Source organism: Pseudomonas sp. R45(2017), assembly GCF_002112305.1.
Classification (GTDB): domain Bacteria; phylum Pseudomonadota; class Gammaproteobacteria; order Pseudomonadales; family Pseudomonadaceae; genus Aquipseudomonas; species Aquipseudomonas paraglycinae.
On the sequence record NZ_NEHH01000010.1, the window covers coordinates 206301 to 224267 of the forward strand.

Annotated in this window: 17 protein-coding genes and 1 pseudogene; 10 read left to right on the forward strand and 8 right to left on the reverse strand. The window is 61.4% G+C overall.

Features of this window, described 5'->3' with window-relative positions; translation table 11 throughout:
* Positions 1–5 precede the first annotated feature (5 nt).
* Together CAF74_RS23065 and ccoP are read left to right on the forward strand one after the other, a co-directional pair.
* Positions 6–191, forward strand: coding sequence for a CcoQ/FixQ family Cbb3-type cytochrome c oxidase assembly chaperone (locus tag CAF74_RS23065; protein ID WP_003175465.1), 186 nt, complete (start codon positions 6–8; stop codon positions 189–191).
* Positions 188–1171 carry a cytochrome-c oxidase, cbb3-type subunit III gene (gene ccoP / locus CAF74_RS23070; protein ID WP_039770046.1) on the forward strand — a complete coding sequence of 328 codons (984 nt, stop codon included), beginning with the start codon at positions 188–190 and terminating at the stop codon, positions 1169–1171. The genes CAF74_RS23065 and ccoP overlap by 4 nt, the downstream gene beginning before the upstream one ends.
* Before the next feature lie 75 nt (positions 1172–1246).
* On the opposite strand, the gene CAF74_RS23075 is transcribed toward ccoP, so the two are convergent.
* On the reverse strand, positions 1247–1504 hold the full coding sequence (locus CAF74_RS23075; RefSeq protein WP_085747881.1) for a hypothetical protein: 258 nt from the start codon (positions 1502–1504) through the stop codon (positions 1247–1249).
* 68 nt (positions 1505–1572) lie between these two features.
* Positions 1573–2566 (reverse strand): annotated as a pseudogene (locus tag CAF74_RS23080) (metallophosphoesterase).
* A gap of 541 nt (positions 2567–3107) precedes the next feature.
* On the opposite strand from CAF74_RS23080, the gene ccoG reads away from it, so the two are divergent.
* The 6 genes from ccoG to hemN all read left to right on the forward strand — a co-directional run bounded on the left by ccoG (position 3108) and on the right by hemN (position 10114).
* Positions 3108–4523 (forward strand): cytochrome c oxidase accessory protein CcoG, encoded by a 1416-nt coding sequence (ccoG, locus tag CAF74_RS23085; protein WP_085747882.1) that lies wholly within the window; start codon positions 3108–3110, stop codon positions 4521–4523.
* A gap of 11 nt (positions 4524–4534) precedes the next feature.
* The gene (locus CAF74_RS23090) at positions 4535–5074 is read left to right on the forward strand and encodes a FixH family protein (protein ID WP_085747883.1); all 540 of its coding nucleotides are present in this window, start codon (positions 4535–4537) and stop codon (positions 5072–5074) included.
* Positions 5075–5287: 213 nt separating this feature from the next.
* Positions 5288–7738 (forward strand): heavy metal translocating P-type ATPase, encoded by a 2451-nt coding sequence (locus CAF74_RS23095; RefSeq protein ID WP_085747884.1) that lies wholly within the window; start codon positions 5288–5290, stop codon positions 7736–7738.
* Between the two features lie 22 nt (positions 7739–7760).
* A complete protein-coding gene (ccoS, locus tag CAF74_RS23100; protein ID WP_007951659.1) occupies positions 7761–7973 on the forward strand; it encodes a cbb3-type cytochrome oxidase assembly protein CcoS in 213 nt (70 codons plus the stop codon).
* A complete protein-coding gene (locus CAF74_RS23105) occupies positions 7966–8649 on the forward strand; it encodes a sulfite exporter TauE/SafE family protein (RefSeq protein WP_085747885.1) in 684 nt (227 codons plus the stop codon). Before ccoS ends, CAF74_RS23105 begins: the two co-directional genes overlap by 8 nt.
* Before the next feature lie 82 nt (positions 8650–8731).
* Entirely contained in the window at positions 8732–10114 is a 1383-nt protein-coding gene (gene hemN / locus CAF74_RS23110; RefSeq protein WP_085747886.1) for an oxygen-independent coproporphyrinogen III oxidase, read from the forward strand.
* On the opposite strand, the gene CAF74_RS23115 is transcribed toward hemN, so the two are convergent.
* Positions 10111–10593, reverse strand: coding sequence for a hypothetical protein (locus tag CAF74_RS23115; protein ID WP_085747887.1), 483 nt, complete (start codon positions 10591–10593; stop codon positions 10111–10113). The genes hemN and CAF74_RS23115 overlap by 4 nt on opposite strands.
* 155 nt (positions 10594–10748) lie before the next feature.
* Between CAF74_RS23115 and fnr the strand changes: the two genes are divergently transcribed.
* Both fnr and CAF74_RS23125 read left to right on the forward strand, forming a co-directional pair.
* Positions 10749–11483 carry a fumarate/nitrate reduction transcriptional regulator Fnr gene (fnr, locus tag CAF74_RS23120; protein WP_007951654.1) on the forward strand — a complete coding sequence of 245 codons (735 nt, stop codon included), beginning with the start codon at positions 10749–10751 and terminating at the stop codon, positions 11481–11483.
* Between the two features lie 78 nt (positions 11484–11561).
* A complete protein-coding gene (locus tag CAF74_RS23125) occupies positions 11562–12110 on the forward strand; it encodes an adenine phosphoribosyltransferase (protein ID WP_003223345.1) in 549 nt (182 codons plus the stop codon).
* Between the two features lie 58 nt (positions 12111–12168).
* Here CAF74_RS23125 and CAF74_RS23130 read toward each other — a convergent pair whose 3' ends face one another.
* The 5 genes from CAF74_RS23130 to dnaX all read right to left on the reverse strand — a co-directional run bounded on the left by CAF74_RS23130 (position 12169) and on the right by dnaX (position 17871).
* Positions 12169–13317, reverse strand: a complete 1149-nt coding sequence (locus CAF74_RS23130) for an acyl-CoA dehydrogenase family protein (RefSeq protein ID WP_085747888.1) — start codon at positions 13315–13317, stop codon at positions 12169–12171.
* Between the two features lie 71 nt (positions 13318–13388).
* Positions 13389–13991 (reverse strand): recombination mediator RecR, encoded by a 603-nt coding sequence (gene recR, locus CAF74_RS23135; protein ID WP_007951652.1) that lies wholly within the window; start codon positions 13989–13991, stop codon positions 13389–13391.
* A 66-nt stretch (positions 13992–14057) separates the two neighbouring features.
* A complete protein-coding gene (locus CAF74_RS23140; protein ID WP_085747889.1) occupies positions 14058–15092 on the reverse strand; it encodes an NADP-dependent oxidoreductase in 1035 nt (344 codons plus the stop codon).
* A 288-nt stretch (positions 15093–15380) separates the two neighbouring features.
* Entirely contained in the window at positions 15381–15719 is a 339-nt protein-coding gene (locus CAF74_RS23145) for a YbaB/EbfC family nucleoid-associated protein (protein ID WP_007951650.1), read from the reverse strand.
* A gap of 67 nt (positions 15720–15786) precedes the next feature.
* The gene (dnaX, locus tag CAF74_RS23150) at positions 15787–17871 is read right to left on the reverse strand and encodes a DNA polymerase III subunit gamma/tau (RefSeq protein ID WP_085747890.1); all 2085 of its coding nucleotides are present in this window, start codon (positions 17869–17871) and stop codon (positions 15787–15789) included.
* Between the last annotated feature and the right edge of the window lie 96 nt (positions 17872–17967).

A 17967-nucleotide genomic window follows, 5' to 3' on the forward strand; every position in this document is an offset into this window, starting at 1 on the left:
TTCTGATGGATATCGGGATGATTCGAGGCCTGGGCACCGTTGTCGTGATGGTTGCCTTCATCGGCCTGGCGTTGTGGGTGTTCAGCCCCAAGCGCAAGTCGGAGTTTGAAGACGCGACCTTGCTGCCCTTCGCGGATGATCCCGAAGCCATCAAGCACGTCGAGCAAGCTTCTAGGAGTAACAAAGAATGACTACATTCTGGAGTCTGTACGTCACAGTCCTCAGTCTCGGTACGATCTTTTCCCTGACCTGGCTGTTGCTGTCGACCCGCAAGGGCCAGCGCAGCGAGCAGACCGACGAGACCGTGGGCCACTCCTTCGACGGGATCGAGGAGTACGACAACCCGCTGCCGAAATGGTGGTTCATGCTGTTCGTGGGCACCATCGTGTTCGCTCTGGGTTATCTGGTGCTGTACCCGGGCCTGGGCAACTGGAAAGGCCTGCTGCCGGGTTACAACTACCTCGATACCGAGAAGCAGACCGCGTTCGCCAACGGCCAGACCGGCTGGACCGGCGTTCACGAGTGGGAAAAGGAAATGGCTCGCTCGGACGCCAAGTTCGGTCCGATCTTCGCCAAGTTCGCTGCAATGCCGATCGAAGAAGTCGCGAAGGATCCGCAAGCCCTGAAGATGGGTGGCCGCCTGTTCGCCTCCAACTGCTCGGTCTGCCACGGTTCCGACGCCAAGGGCGCTTATGGTTTCCCGAACCTGACCGACGCCGACTGGCGCTGGGGCGGTGAGCCGGAAACCATCAAGACCACCATCATGGGCGGTCGTCACGCGGTGATGCCGGCCTGGGCAGAAGTGATCGGCGAGCAAGGCGTGGCCGATGTAGCCGCATTCGTGCTGACCAACCTGGATGGCCGCAAGCTGCCGGAAGGCACCAAGGCAGATCCGGCCAACGGCCAGAAACTGTTCGCCGCCAACTGCGTGGCGTGCCACGGCCCGGCGGGTAAAGGTACGCCAGCGATGGGTGCACCTGACCTGACCCACCCGGCCGCGTTCATCTACGGTTCGAGCTTCGCGCAACTGCAGCAGACCATCCGTTACGGCCGTCAGGGCCAGATGCCTGCCCAGGAACAACTGCAAGGCAACGACAAGGTTCACCTGCTGGCGGCGTACGTTTACAGCCTGTCCCACGGTGAAAAACCAGCGGAAGCCGAGGCCCAGTAAGGCCAACGCTTGAAGCAAAAAACGGCCCCGCCCATGAGAATTGGCGGGGCCGTTTTGTTTCACCTCAGTGCTGATTCAAAGAATGTTGCCTCCACCGAGACTGTCCAGGCCTGAGGGCTTGCGCTGCTTGCCAGCGTCATCAGGCCGGTTGCTGTTCGGGCCACCCGGCTGCTTCGTGCCCTCTCCATCTTCAGCCGACTCAATCGTTCCCAAAGCCGCTTGCAGGTACGCGACGGCCAGGGAAGCCCCCGGAATGGCGCTATTGAGAATGACGTCCAATGCATCGATTTCTTTCTGAGTAATGCCGAGTGCCTTGATCTTGCTTTTGTTCATACGTTTCATCCTTGAAAAGTGTCAGCTGTCCCGGGCAACGCCAATAAAAGCGATGCCCAGGCAATGATTTACGGGCGACTGGCCCAGATGGATTTCACCGGAACCGTGTGCACGAATCGCGGCTTTTGCCACTCATTGTTCTCGACCAGGTTGACGTGCATTTGCTTGCCATCCTCGGTGAAGCTCGCCGTCAGGTAGGTCTGTTGGGAAGTCCCGCCGCTGAGAAAAACCGGGACGTTACCCCACCATTTTCTGGAGCCTCCCCGCGTGTGGTAGTGGCCGGCAAAAATGGCCGTGACCTCATACTTTTCGATCATGTCCTGAAAACGCTGCCACTGCTGCGCATCGCCCTCCCAGTCATCGGGCTTGTGCATATTGATGATGATTGCGTAACCCTGAGCCCGCGCAACCCTCAAGTCTTTCTCAAGCCAATCCAGGGACTGGCTGATTTTCATGTCGTGCAACGGATGTTTGAGTTGAACTTCGTAAGTAGGCTCATTGTTCAACTGAACAAGGTGCACCTGACCGATATTCTTCGAGTAGGCAAGACTGCCATCATACTGTTTGCCAAATCCGCCACCCGTCACACGCACATCAAAGTCATCGACCTTGCCAGCATGATGTTCATGGTATTCGACGACGCTGTTTACGGCGCAGCGATTACCCAGACAATCATCGACGTTATTCTGATAGTCATGATTCCCCAATCCATATAAATAATCACTGCCAAAGTATTTTTTCAGCGCGGACTTCATGTATGAAATCTGATAAGGATGACCGAAAGCCGTGATCGCCGTTGATCATCAATGGCACTTCAGCCTGACCACCCATTTTGCTGCGAAACTCCACAATGCTCGCAAACTGGCTATCCACGAGCCATTTGGCGCGCTTTTCAAAATCCTCATCCGACTCTGCCTGGCCACTATCCGTTCTGTCCGTCCATGGGTACTGAGGGTCCGATGCGAAAACCATATGCCGCGGCATCATTTCACTGGACAGCGCGAACGGTGCAAACAATACACACAGACACGCCACCAGCCTTGTTACTTCCTTGATAAACATACAACTCAATCCTTGCTCATATAAATAATAGATAAACTCAGCTGCGAACAGCCGCAGACGCAAACTATTCGAGAACGATGTTTATTTCAAATGCCCGACAAGCAGCAATTGATTTTATATATTTCAAGCCCGAGCAAAACACTTCATGCAACAACTAATACCCACAACACACAACCCAACTTAACTATTCAATCGATTCTATAAAAAGTTAAACCTTCCAGCGCTTTTCAGCTTGAGACTTGCAATAACTCCGCCGGATGCCCTTGAAGCAAACGGCATCCTGAGCCAAGGCTGCCCCCCAGGCGTGTTGGACGATTCGACTCGCCACCCGGAAAAAACCGTCCATACTCAACAAGTCAATTGATCTGCATCACGCTTTGTTACATTCGCTACACCATCCATGATTTTTCCCCAACGCGACCAAAGGTCGCACCCGTTCGTCGGTATGACAGGCGTATCATTGGGCCACTGCAACACCCCTTTTTGACCCCGGCCGGCACGTATCGACCGAGGCATTTTTCCACTGCCGTGGGATGCAATGATGAGCAACCAGATTCCGGTACACGACGTCACGCCCCCCAACAAGAACGCGAACAACAGCGTCGACCTTTACGCCTCTCGAGAAAAAATCTACACCCGTGCTTTCACCGGTCTGTTCCGCAATCTGCGGATGATGGGCGGCGCCGCGCTGTTCCTGCTGTATTTCGGTACGGTGTGGCTGAACTGGGGCGGCCATCAGGCCGTGTGGTGGAACTTGCCGGAACGCAAGTTCTTCATTTTCGGCGCCACGTTCTGGCCGCAGGATTTCATTCTGCTTTCCGGGCTGCTGATCATTGCCGCGTTCGGCCTGTTCTTCATCACCGTGTATGCCGGCCGGGTCTGGTGCGGGTACACCTGTCCGCAAAGCGTGTGGACGTGGATTTTCATGTGGTGCGAAAAGGTCACCGAAGGCGACCGCAACCAGCGCATCAAGCTCGACAAGGCGCCGATGAGCGCCAACAAGTTCCTGCGCAAATTCGCCAAGCACGCGCTGTGGTTGCTGATCGGTTTCGTCACCGGCATGACCTTCGTCGGCTACTTCTCGCCGATCCGCGAACTGGTCTTCGAGTTCTTCACCGGGCAAGCCGATGGCTGGTCGTATTTCTGGGTCGGTTTCTTCACCCTCGCCACCTATGGCAACGCCGGCTGGCTGCGCGAGCAGGTGTGCATCTACATGTGTCCGTATGCGCGCTTCCAGAGCGTGATGTTCGACAAGGACACCCTGATCGTTTCCTACGACCCGCGTCGCGGTGAAAGCCGTGGTCCGCGCAAGAAAGGCGTCGACTACAAGGCCCAAGGCCTGGGCGACTGCATCGACTGCACAATGTGCGTTCAGGTCTGCCCGACCGGCATCGACATCCGCGACGGCCTGCAGATCGAGTGCATCGGCTGCGCCGCGTGCATCGACGCCTGCGACAGCATCATGGACAAGATGGATTACCCGCGCGGGCTGATCAGCTACACCACCGAGCACAACTTGTCCGGGCAGAAAACCCATAAACTGCGGCCGCGCCTGATCGGTTATGCCGTGGTGCTGCTGGCGATGATCAGCCTGTTGGTGACGGCCTTTTTCATGCGTTCGCTGGTGGGTTTCGACGTCAGCAAGGACCGCGTGCTGTACCGTGAAAACGCTGAAGGCCGGATCGAAAACGTCTACAGCCTGAAAATCATGAACAAGGATCAGCGCGACCACACCTACGTGCTGGAAGCCGCCGGTTTGCCGGATCTGCGCCTGCAAGGCAAGCGCGAGATCAAGGTGCCGGCCGGGGAAATCTTCAGCATGCCGGTCGAGCTGTCGAGCGCGCCTGAACAATTGCCATCGAGCACCAACGAGGTGAAATTCATCCTCAAGGATGCCGATGACGACAGCGTCCACGTAGAAGCCAAGAGCCGGTTCATCGGCCCACAAAATCGTTGAGAGAACTGAACATGCCCGCAGCAAACGCCGCAAGTCCCTGGTACAAGCACCTTTGGCCATGGATCATCATCGGGATTCTGGCCTGTTCGGTGACCCTGACGCTGTCCATGGTGACCATCGCGGTGAACAACCCGGACAACCTGGTCAACGACAACTACTACGAGGCCGGCAAAGGCATCAACCGTTCGCTGGATCGTGAGCTGCTGGCCCAGACCCTGAAGATGCGCGCTGCCGTGCACCTGGATGACGTGACCGGCGAAGTCGACCTGCGCCTGAGCGGCGACAGCCAGCCGAAAACCCTGGAACTGAACCTGATCTCGCCGACCCAGCCGGAGAAGGATCGCAAGATCGTCCTGGCGCGCAGCGAGACTGAAACAGGTCGTTACATCGGCCAGTTGAGCGACAAGATCGAAGGCCGGCGTTTTGTGGAGTTGCTGGGTACTGAGGACGATCACGTGTGGCGGATGTTCGAAGAAGAGCTGGTCAGCCATGACAAGGATTTGTTGCTGGGTGATGAGCCGCTGCAGGGTGCAGAAGACCTGAAGAATTAAGCAGCCTGCAAGTGCCCCCTCACCCTGGCCCTCTCCCCCTGGAGAGGGAACTGTTCTCGGACGCTTGCACGCGCCATGTATGCCAGTGACGATGTCGCTGACTGAACCCATTAATCCGGCCACCACCGATCGGCCCCCTCTCCCTCCGGGAGAGGGCTGGGGTGAGGGCAAGCGGACCACTCGATTCCAAGGGTTTATTCCCTCGACAATGCCATGACCACTCCACTCCCCTGCTACCACTGCGCCCTGCCCGTCCCGGCCGGCAGCCGCTTCACCGCCGTCGTGCTCGGGGAGTCCCGCGAGTTCTGCTGCCCCGGCTGTCAGGCCGTGGCCGAAGCCATCGTCTCCGGCGGCCTGGAAAGCTATTACCAGCACCGCAGCGAAGCTTCGGCCAACCCCGAAGCGCTGCCGGTGCAACTGGTCGATGAACTTGAGCTATACGACCGCGCCGACGTGCAGCAACCTTTCGTGCGCCACGAAGGCGAACTGGCCGAAACCACGCTGCTGATGGAAGGCATCAGTTGCGCCGCGTGCGGCTGGCTGATCGAGAAACACCTGCGCACCCTGCCCGCCGTGGCCGAGGCGCGGCTCAATCTGTCTAACCATCGCCTGCATGTGCGCTGGGCTGACGCTCAGCTGCCACTGAGCCAGATCCTCGGCGAGCTGCGCCACATCGGCTACGCCGCACACCCGTATCATGCCGACCGCGCCAGCGAACAACTGGCCAGCGAAAACCGCCTTGCCCTGCGCCAACTCGGGGTCGCCGGGCTGCTGTGGTTTCAGGCGATGATGGCAACCATGGCGACCTGGCCGGAATTCAACATCGACCTCAGCCCGGAGCTGCATACGATTCTGCGCTGGGTCGCGCTGTTCCTCACCACGCCGATCGTGTTCTACAGCTGCGCGCCATTTTTCAAAGGGGCCATGCGCGACCTGCGCACCCGTCACCTGACCATGGACGTCTCGGTATCACTGGCGATCGGCGCGGCTTATGTCGCCGGGATCTGGACTTCGATCACCGGGGTCGGCGAGCTGTACTTCGACGCGGTAGGCATGTTCGCGCTGTTCCTGCTCGCCGGGCGCTACCTAGAACGTCGCGCCCGCGAGCGCACCGCTGCTGCCACCGCACAACTGGTCAATCTGTTGCCCGCTTCGTGCCTGCGCCTCGACGACGCCGGCCAGAGCGAACGCATATTGCTCAGCGAACTGCGTCTCGGTGATCGGGTGCAGGTGCAACCGGGCTCTGTGCTGCCGGCGGACGGCAAGATCCTCGATGGTCAATCGAGCATCGACGAATCGGTGCTGACCGGCGAATACCTGCCGCAACCGCGCGCCAAGGGCGACGCCGTCACCGCCGGCACGCTGAACGTGGAAGGCGCGCTGACCGTCGAGGTGCAGGCGCTCGGCCAGGACACGCGACTGTCGGCCATTGTTCGCCTGCTGGATCGCGCCCAGGCGGAAAAACCACGGCTGGCGGAAATCGCCGACCGCGCAGCGCAATGGTTCCTGTTGTTGTCGTTGATCGCAGCCGCCGCCATCGGCCTGCTGTGGTGGGAGCTGGATTCGTCGCGAGCGTTCTGGATCGTCCTCGCGATGCTGGTTGCAACCTGCCCGTGCGCGCTGTCGCTGGCGACGCCGACCGCCCTCACCGCCGCCACCGGCACCCTGCATAAACTCGGCCTGCTGCTGACGCGCGGTCATGTGCTGGAAGGCCTGAACCAGATCGACACGGTGATTTTCGACAAGACCGGCACCCTCACCGAAGGCCGATTGGTGCTGCGTTCGATCCGCCCGCTTGGCGCCCTCGACAGCGATCAATGCCTGAGCCTCGCCGCGGCTCTGGAGAACCGTTCCGAACACCCGATCGCCCGCGCCTTCGGTCGCGCGCCGCTGGCTGCCGAAGATGTCCACAGCACGCCGGGCCTGGGGCTGGAAGGGTTGGTTGGCGAACAGCGTTTGCGCATCGGTCAGGCGGATTTTGTCTGTGACCTCAGCGGCACGCCGGTGCCATCGATGCCGAAGAAGCCGGGGCAATGGCTGCTGCTCGGTGACCTCCAGGGACCGCTGGCCTGGTTCGCCCTCGACGACCGTCTGCGCGACGACGCTCCGGCCCTGCTCGCCGCCTGTAAGGCGCGCGGCTGGCGCACACTGCTGCTGTCGGGCGACAGTTCGCCGATGGTCGCCAGCGTCGCTGCCGAACTGGGTATCGACGAGGCCCGGGGCGGTCTGCGTCCGGACGACAAGCTGCAAGTGCTGCAACAACTGCACAGGGACGGCCGCAAGGTGTTGATGCTTGGCGACGGGGTCAACGACGTGCCGGTGCTGGCCGCTGCGGACATCAGCGTGGCCATGGGCTCGGCCACCGATCTGGCGAAAACCAGCGCCGACGCAGTGCTGCTGTCCAACCGGCTCGACGCTTTGGTGCAGGCCTTCACGCTGGCCCGCCGTACCCGTCGGGTGATCATCGAGAACCTGTTGTGGGCCACGCTGTACAATGGCCTCATGTTGCCGTTCGCCGCCCTCGGCTGGATCACTCCGGTGTGGGCCGCCGTCGGCATGTCGATCAGTTCGCTGACCGTGGTGCTCAACGCCCTGCGCCTGACTCGCCTGCCGAGCGCGCCGACCGTCAACGCCACGTCAGAAACCCGCCCGCTGCCGGCCTGAGCCGCGCGGGCATGGAGTACAGATGCCAGCTCTCTACGTGATGATTCCGGCCGCGCTGCTGATCGTGGCCATCGCCGTCTACATCTTCTTCTGGGCGGTGGACAGCGGCCAGTACGACGACCTCGACGGCCCGGCCCACAGCATCCTGTTCGACGACCAAGACCCGAACCACACCGCCGCCGTGGACGAAGCCAACCCGGCCAAACCGGACGACAAGGCGCCACCCCATGCTTGAACTGGCGCCACTGCTGGTGTCTGCGTTGATTCTCGGCCTGCTCGGCGGCGGGCATTGCCTGGGCATGTGCGGCGGCCTGATGGGCGCGCTGACCCTGGCGATTCCCAAGGAGCAACACAGCCGACGCTTTCGATTGCTGCTGGCTTATAACCTCGGGCGAATTCTCAGCTATGCCACGGCCGGGTTGCTGATCGGGCTGGCAGGATGGGCGGTGGCCAACAGTCCAGCCGCGCTGTTCATGCGCGTACTCGCGGGGTTGCTGCTGATCGCCATGGGTCTGTATCTGGCAGGCTGGTGGAGCGGCCTGACCCGCATTGAGAGCCTCGGTCGCGGACTGTGGCGCTACATTCAACCGGTGGCCAACCGCTTGCTGCCGGTGTCGAGCCTGCCTCGCGCTTTGCTGCTCGGCGCGCTGTGGGGCTGGCTGCCGTGCGGGCTGGTTTACAGCACGCTGTTGTGGTCGGCCAGCCAGGGCAATGCACTCGACAGCGCGTTGCTGATGCTCGCCTTCGGGCTCGGCACCTGGCCGGTGTTGCTGGCGACCGGCCTCGCCGCCGAACGAGTGACCGCGCTGTTGCGCAAACGCAGCGTGCGTATGGCCGGCGGTCTGCTGGTGATCCTGTTCGGCATCTGGACCCTGCCGGGGCCGCACCAGCACTGGCTGATGGGCCACTGATCCCGTTGATGCAAATCAAGACGCCTTTTTGTGCCCTCCCCTAGACTCGGCACACTGCCAGCCTATCCGGGGGAATGCCCGCATGCTCGACGCCATTCGTTGGGACACCGATTTGATCCGCCGCTACGACCTGGCGGGGCCGCGCTACACCTCGTACCCGACGGCCGTGCAATTTCACAGCCAGGTCGGCACCTTCGACCTGTTTCACGCCCTGCGCGACAGCCGCAAGGCCCTGCGCCCGCTGTCGCTGTACGTGCACGTGCCGTTCTGCGCGAACATCTGCTACTACTGCGCCTGCAACAAGGTCATCACCAAGGATCGCGGCCGTGCACTGCCGTATCTGCAACGGCTCGAGCAGGAAATCCAGCTGATTGCCTGCCACCTCGACCCGGCGCAGAAAGTCGAACAACTGCATTTCGGCGGCGGCACGCCGACCTTTCTCAGCCACGATGAATTGCGGCAACTGATGGCGCACCTGCGCAAGCATTTCAATCTGCTGGACGATGATTCCGGTGATTACGGCATCGAGATCGATCCACGCGAAGCCGACTGGTCGACCATGGGCCTGCTGCGGGAACAGGGCTTCAACCGGGTCAGCATCGGCCTGCAGGATCTCGACCCGGCGGTGCAACGGGCGGTCAATCGCCTGCAAAGCCTTGAAGAAACCCGCGCGGTGATCGATGCGGCGCGCACCCTGCAATTTCGCTCGATCAACATCGACCTGATCTACGGTTTGCCCAAGCAGACTCCGGACAACTTCGCCCGCACCGTCGAGGAAGTCATCAGCTTGCAACCGGACCGGCTCTCGGTGTTCAACTACGCGCACCTACCGGAACGCTTCATGCCGCAGCGGCGGATCAACGGCAACGAACTGCCGAGCCCGGCGCAGAAACTGGAAATGCTCCAGCGCACCATCGAACAACTGACCGCCGCCGGCTACCGCTACATCGGCATGGACCACTTCGCCCTGCCCGACGATGAACTGGCGATTGCTCAGGAAGAGTCGACCCTGCAACGCAATTTCCAGGGCTACACCACCCACGGCCATTGCGACTTGATCGGCCTGGGCGTGTCGGCCATCAGCCAGATCGGCGACCTGTACTGCCAGAACAGCAGCGACCTCAATCACTACCAGAACACCCTCGCCGGCGCGCAACTGGCCACCAGCCGAGGCCTGGTGTGCAACGCCGACGACCGCTTGCGCCGCGCGGTGATTCAGCAACTGATCTGCAATTTCAGCCTGGATTTCGCCGAGATCGAGCGCAGCTTCAACATCGATTTTCAGGGCTACTTCGGCGCGCTCTGGCCGCAACTGCAAGGCATGGCGCAGGACGGGCTGATCGAACTGGATCGCGAGCGCATCACCGTGCTGCCGGCCGGGCGCCTGCTGGTGCGTTCGGTGTGCATGGTGTTCGACGCGTATCTGGAACAGCAGAACCGCCAGCGTTTTTCGCGGGTGATTTAGCTCTTCATCAACAGCGAGTTGGTTTTCAGGTTCTGGTCAGCGGTCAGGCCCGATTGGTCGATGACCTTGGCCAGGGACAGATTGGCGGTGATCAGACCGTTGTTGAGGGCGGAGATGGCGCCTTTGAGGGCAGCGATCTTGGCGAACCGCTCTTCGTTGGAAAGGGTCTTGTTGGCCATCAGCGCGTTGATCTGGGCGTTCTTTTCGGCGATCTGCTGGCGAAACTTGCGAATCATCTTCAGTAATTGCTGGACGTTTTCAGGCAAACCGCTTTCTTCGATATCGCGGTTTTTTCCGCCGGAGCCGGCGGATTTTGCAATGGCGGCACCGGACAGCGACACTTTGACGCCCTCGACCAAGGTCGGGCTTCCCAACGATGCCGCGTCTGTGCCGGACTCATCGTCAACGGAGGTTTCAGCACTTTCCAGCAACGACGCAACGCCACTGTTACCGGGGGTCAGCGTACCAATAGCAGTCATCGAAGCGGTTCCTTGCATGCCGTCAGATACCTGTTTATCGGCCGTCATCCCTGCGGCTTTATGCCGTGGAGGCAATCTCGCCACAGGCTGGCCTGAATGTCCTCCGCTGGGTTACCCTTACGCCTTATGTGTGTTTTCCCACAAGGATTTAAGAAATGTCCGAGCCAGTTAAACTGCGCGCTCACAACCAGGCTAATTGCAAGGATTGCAGCCTGGCCCCTCTCTGCCTGCCACTTTCGCTGAATCTGGAAGACATGGATGCGCTGGACGAAATCGTTAAACGTGGCCGCCCGTTGAAAAAGGGTGAGTTCCTGTTCCGCCAGGGCGACACCTTCGATTCCGTTTATGCAGTACGCTCCGGCGCCCTCAAGACCTTCAGCCTGAGCGACACCGGCGAAGAGCAACTGACCGGCTTCCACCTGCCGAGCGAACTGGTCGGGCTGTCCGGCATGGACACCGAGAAACACCCGGTTTCCGCCCAGGCGCTGGAAACCACTTCGGTCTGCGAGATTCCGTTCGAACGCCTCGACGAGCTGGCCCTGCAATTGCCGCAGCTGCGCCGCCAGTTGATGCGCGTGATGAGCCGCGAAATCCGCGACGATCAGCAAATGATGTTGCTGCTGTCGAAGAAAACCGCCGACGAGCGCATCGCCACCTTCCTGGTCAACCTGTCGGCACGTTTCCGCGCGCGCGGGTTCTCGGCCAACCAGTTCCGCCTGAGCATGTCGCGCAATGAAATCGGCAACTACCTTGGGCTGGCGGTGGAAACCGTGTCCCGGGTCTTCACCCGCTTCCAGCAGAACGAACTGATCGCCGCCGAAGGCAAGGAAATCCATATCCTCGACCCGATCCAGCTCTGCGCCCTGGCCGGCGGCTCGCTCGAAGTCTGATCTCGACCCGCGGCCGAGCGAATCGTTTCAGCCGCGGGTATACTGCGCCGTTTGCAGCCCTGCCAGGACACCTCGACGATGGTCTTCGACTCCTTCGATATCAAATCCCTGATCCGCCCCGTGATCGACTTCCCGAAACCGGGCGTGATCTTTCGCGACATCACCCCGCTGTTCCAGTCGCCCAAGGCCCTGCGCCTGGTGATGGACAGCTTCGCCCACCGCTATGTGGAAGCCGACTTCACCCACATCGGCGCGATGGATGCGCGCGGTTTCCTGATCGGTTCGGTGCTGGCCTATCAACTGAACAAGCCGCTGGTGCTGTTCCGCAAGCAAGGCAAACTGCCGGCGGACGTGCTGGCTGAAGGGTACGCGACCGAATACGGCGAGGCGTTCCTGGAAGTGCACGCCGACAGCCTGTGCGAAGGCGATTCGGTGGTGATGTTCGATGACCTGATCGCCACCGGTGGCACGCTGATCGCAGCGGCCAACCTGATCCGCCGCATGGGCGCCCGCGTTCATGAAGCGGCGGCGATCATCGATCTGCCGGAACTGGGTGGTTCGCAGCGTCTTGAGGACATGGGGATTCCGACGTTCTGCCTGACGCAGTTTGCGTTGACTGATAAATAATCAGCCCCGCGCCTCGATCGTTCCCACGCTCCGCGTGGGAACGATCGAACACCGAAGATTACAGTCCCATCTGCTTGCTGATGATCTCGTTCATCACTTCCCGCGTCCCGCCGCCAATCGACAAGATGCGGTTATCCCGGTACAGCCGCTCCACCAGGCTTTCGCGCATATAACCCAACCCGCCAAGAATCTGCACCGCCTCGTTGGTGATGCGGTCCGAAGTGTCCGTGGCAAAGTTCTTGGCCATGGAAATCTCCTTGATCACGCTCTGCCCCGCCGCCATCTTCGCCGCCTGCCGGTAGGTGAACTCCCGCGAGACTTCCAGCGCCGTGGCCATTTCCGCGAGGCGATGCTTGATCACCTGGAACTTGCCGATGGGTTTGCCGAACGCTTGTCGCTCCTTCGCCCACTTCAGGCTTTCTTCCAGCGCCAGTTGCGCGGTCATGTTGGCCATCAACGCAAGGGCCAGACGCTCGGATTGGAAGTTGCCCATGATGCAGGCAAAGCCCATGTTCTCCGCGCCGATCAGATTTCCCACAGGCACCCGGCAATCGTCGAAGAACAATTCAGCCGTGTCTGACGCCCACCAGCCCATTTTCTTCAGTTGCCGGCCGACGGTGAAACCCGGTGTGCCCTTCTCGATCAGCAGCAGGCTGATGCCGCCAAAACCGGGCGCACCGGTGCGCACCGCGACGGTGTAGTAGTCGGCGCGCACGCCACTGGTGATAAAGGTTTTGCTGCCGCTGACCCGGTAATGATCACCGTCGCGTACGGCGCGGGTCTGCAGGTTGGCGACGTCAGAACCGCCGCCCGGTTCGGTGACGGCCAAAGCACTGATTTTCTCGCCGCTGAGCACTTGGGGGACGACCCGGTCACGGACTTCAGGCCGGGCCCATTTGACGATCGGCGGCAATCCGATGTCGAGCGAACCGAGCCCGGCTACCAGCCCGCCGGAGCCGCAGCGCATCAGTTCTTCGCTGGCGGCGATCTTGGCGAACAGATCACCTTCATGACTGCCGCCGAGCGCTTCGGGGTAACCGATGCCGAGGATGCCGGCCGCACCGGCCTTGAGGTACAGCTCACGAGGGAAGCTTTCGGCTTCTTCCCACGCATCAATGTCCGGCAGGATCTCACGCTCGACGAAACGTTTGACGCTGTCGCGGATCATTTGGTGGCTGGGGTCGAAGTATTCCTGGAAGGCGGGCATCGGCGAACTCCATGGAAGGGTTCGCCGAACTTAACCGAGCGCTTGCTTGGTTTTCAACAGGATTGTGTGGCTCAGAGGGAAATCGGCTTGCGCCCGGCAAACGAGTGCGCCAGCGTGCCGCCGTCCACCAGTTCCAGTTCGCCACCCAACGGTACGCCGTGGGCGATGCGCGAGGCGATCAGGCCTTTGTTCTGCAGCAACTGGGCGATGTAGTGGGCGGTTGCTTCGCCTTCTACCGTCGGGTTGGTGGCGAGGATGACTTCGGTGAAGGTGCCCGCCTCTTCGATCCGCGCCATCAATTGCGGAATGCCGATGGCCTCCGGGCCGAGCCCGTCCAACGGGGACAGGTGCCCCTTGAGCACGAAATAGCGACCGCGAAATCCGGTCTGCTCGACCGCGTAAACGTCCATCGGCCCTTCCACCACGCACAGCAGCGTGTCGTCGCGGCGGGTGTCGGCACATTGCGGGCACAGATCGTCTTCGGTCAGCGTGCGGCACTGGCGGCAGTGTCCGACCCCTTCCATGGCCTGGCTCAAGGCCTGGGCCAGACGCGTACCGCCGCTGCGGTCACGTTCGAGCAACTGCAACGCCATACGCTGAGCAGTTTTCTGACCCACGCCCGGCAAAGTTCGCAGGGCGTCGATCAGTTGGCGAATCAAAGGGCTGAAGCTCATGGGGAAAAAGTCCGACAAAACAACGAGACGCGGTTTATACCCGCGCCTCCGGCCAGCGTCAAATCCTCAGTCCTGGGCGACCTTCACCACCAGTTTGCCGAAGTTGCGCCCCTCCAGCAGACCGATAAACGCTTGCGGCGCCTGCTCCAGGCCATCGACCACGTCTTCGCGGAATTTGACCTTGCCGTCACGCACCCAAGGCACCATGGCGCTGATGAATTCAGGCTGACGGTCGCCGTAGTCGTCGAACACGATGAAACCCTGAATACGTGCGCGTTTGGTCAGCAAGGTGCGTTGCAAGGCGGGCAAACGATCCGGGCCTTTCGGCGCTTCCGAGGCGTTGTAGCCGGCGATCAGGCCGCACAGCGGGATTCGAGCCTTGGGATTGAGCAGCGGGACGACCGCATCGAAGACATGGCCGCCGACATTTTCATAATAGATGTCGATGCCATTGGGGCAGGCCTTGGCCAGTTGCTCGGCGAAGTCCGGTGCCTTGTGATCGATACAGGCGTCGAAGCCCAGTTCCTCGACCACGTATTTGCACTTCTCGGCACCACCGGCCACGCCGACGGCGCGCAGGCCTTTGATCTTGGCAACCTGGCCGACCACCGAACCCACTGCGCCGGAGGCGGCGGCGACCACCAGGGTCTCCCCTTCTTTCGGCTGGCCAATGTCCATCAGTCCCATGTACGCGGTCATGCCAGGCATGCCCAGTACCCCGAGCGCCATCGACGGGCTCGGCAGCCCGGACGGGATCGGGATGATGTTGCGGCCATCGCTGATGCTGTGGCTTTGCCAGCCAGTGGCACCGACGACCAGATCGCCGGGATGGAATTTCGGATGACGCGACTGTTCGACCCGGCTGACAGCGCCGCCGGTCATCACCTCGCCGATTTGTACCGGCGCCGCGTAGGACGGCGCGTCACTCATGCGCCCGCGCATGTAGGGATCGAGCGACAGGTACAGGGTCTTGAGCAACACCTGGCCGTCTTCAAGGTCCGGCAGCGCCTCGCGCTCCAGACGGAAGTTCTCGGGCGTTGGCGCGCCCACCGGCCGCGAAGCCAGCACGAAGCGTTGATTGAGGGTCAGAGGGTCGGACATGTCAGCGTCTCCTGTGAATGGTGAATTCGGCGGTATAGGGAGCAGACCTTGGTGGGCATGGTGCGTTCCGCTTGATAATCGTTGTCCGTTCGAGGTCTCGATCTGCCCACGCGGGAATAGCTTAACGGACGCTCCGTGTACGGCGTTGGATTTGGGACGCGGAGCGTCCCCGGCTGCATTCCCACGCAGACGGTTCGACGCCTCGACGTGGGAACGATCGGGCGGAAACAAAAATGCCAGGCGCGATGCCTGGCATTTTTTGTAGCTCATCCAACCCGCAAAGGCGAATCAGAACGGCAGTTTCATACCGGCCGGCAGGTTCATGCCAGCGGTCATGCTGCCCATCTTGGCCTGGCTGTTGGCTTCGATCTGACGCACGGCGGCGTTGACGGCTGCAGCCACCAGATCCTCGACCACTTCGCGGTCATCTTCGTCCAGGCCCGGCAGTACGCTCGGGTCGATGCTGACTTTTTTCACGTCATGACGACCGGTCATCACCACGGTGACCAGATCGCCACCGGCTTTGCCGGTGACTTCGGCGTTGGCCAGTTCTTCCTGCATCTTGGCCATTTTTTCCTGCATCTGCTGCGCCTGCTTCATCAGGCCGGCCATGCCACCTTTCATCATGGGAATCACCTCAAAAGTACTTGGATCAAAACAGCGCCCGGCCAGACAGGCCGGACGCCCTCAGTTATTAGCCCTGACTGACCAGGGCGTCGACAGGTTCAATAGTATCGTGTCGCACGACCGCACCGAACTGCTGGACCATCTGCTGGATGAACGGATCGCCGTGGATCGATTCTTCTGCCTCGCGCTGACGGTTGGCACGACGCCGGGATGCGGCCTGGGCCGGGGTTTCCTGCTCGGGCTTGATCAGCTCTATGGTCAGGGTCAGCGTGCGCCCGTGGAACTGATTCAGCGCATCGTTGAGACGACGTTGCTGGGTGGCGTTGAACAAGGCGCTGTGGGCCGGGTCCAGGTGCATCAGCCAGTTGTCACCATCGACCGCGATCAGCGTGCAGTTGGCGGCGATGCTGCCGGTCATGCCGGAGATCGGCAGTTGCGGGAACAGCTCCAGCCATTGCAGGGCCAGACCGGTGGCCGGCGCGGCGGCAGGTTCCGGCTCGGGCTCCGGGGCCGGTTCTGCGGCGTGTTCGCTGGCCAGATCGTCGAGGTAACTGTAGGCCGAATCCATGTCCGGCTCGATGTAGTCCTCGTCGAGCGGCGGCTCGTCGTCCATGTCCATGCCCGGCGTGGCGGCATCGACCTCGGCTACTGACGGCTCGGGGATCGGCGCGGCGGCCCACTCCGGGGCGTCCGGCACGACGCTGTCCGGGGTCGGCAGCGGCATCGGCGGCAAATCCGGTTGTTCGGCGGTGGTTTCCAGCACCGGCTCGACCGCTGGCTGCTGCACAGGCGCCGGTTCTACCGGGTCGTTCCACGGCAGGTCGACGACTTCTTCAACGGCGACCGGCTCGGGCTCTGGCTCAGGAACGGTTTCAGGCGCAATCACCGGGGCAACCGGTGCAGGCTCGGGAGCCGGCGCAGGTGCAACCACCGGCGCTGGCGCGGGCGCAACAGCCGCAGCAACTACCGGCGCAGGTTTCGGCGCGGCAGCCACTGAGTTTGCGGAATCAACTGTGGCCTGGCTGATCCCCACTGGCTTTAGCGGTTGCCTCGGGGCGTCCGCCGTGTCTGCCGGCCGGAAGGCCAGCATCCGCAGCAGCACCATTTCGAAACCGCCTCGCGGGTCCGGCGCCAGCGGCAAGTCGCGGCGACCGATCAGGCCCATCTGGTAATAGAACTGCACGTCTTCGGCCGGCAAGGCCTGGGCCAGTGCCAGCACCCGGTCACGGTCGCCGTGACCGTTGTCGACACCTTCCGGCAAGGCCTGGGCGATGGCGATGCGGTGCAGCACGTTGAGAATTTCCGAGAGCACGCCGTTCCAGTCCGGCCCCTGTTCGGCCAGATGGCGCACGGCCTCTAGCAATGCCTTGGCGTCGCCTTCGATCAGCGCATGCAGCACGTCGTAGACCTGACCGTGATCCAGCGTACCGAGCATCGCCCGCACGTCGGCGGCCAATACCTTGCCTTCACCGAAGGCGATGGCCTGATCGGTCAGGCTCATGGCGTCACGCATCGAACCGTCGGCCGCGCGGCCGAGCAGCCACAAGGCGTCGTCTTCAAACGGGACGTTTTCGGCGCCCAGAACGTGGGTCAGATGCTCGACCACCCGCTCCGGGGTCATGTTCTTCAGGGAGAACTGCAGGCATCGCGACAAAATCGTTGCCGGAAGTTTCTGCGGGTCGGTAGTCGCCAGGATGAACTTGACGTAGGGCGGCGGCTCTTCGAGGGTTTTCAGCAGCGCATTGAAGGAATGGCTGGAGAGCATGTGCACTTCGTCGATCAGGTAGACCTTGAAGCGCCCGCGGCTTGGTGCGTACTGCACGTTGTCGAGCAGCTCGCGGGTGTCCTCGACCTTGGTCCGGCTCGCGGCGTCGATCTCGATCAGGTCAACAAAACGGCCTTCGTCGATCTCGCGGCACACCGAACACTCGCCACAAGGGCTTGAAGTGATACCTGTTTCACAGTTCAGGCATTTGGCGATGATCCGCGCAATCGTGGTCTTGCCGACGCCCCGCGTACCCGTGAAGAGGTAGGCGTGGTGCAGCCGCTGGCTGTCCAAGGCATTGATCAGAGCCTTGAGCACATGGGTCTGGCCGACCATTTCGCGGAACGAGCGCGGACGCCATTTACGTGCAAGAACCTGATAACTCATCGAAAACCGTCGCGGCAAAGGAAGCAGAAGCGGCTAATGCTAGCGGAGCAAGGCCAAAATTGCATCCGGTGTGCTCGTCTATTCTGGCTAAGCTGC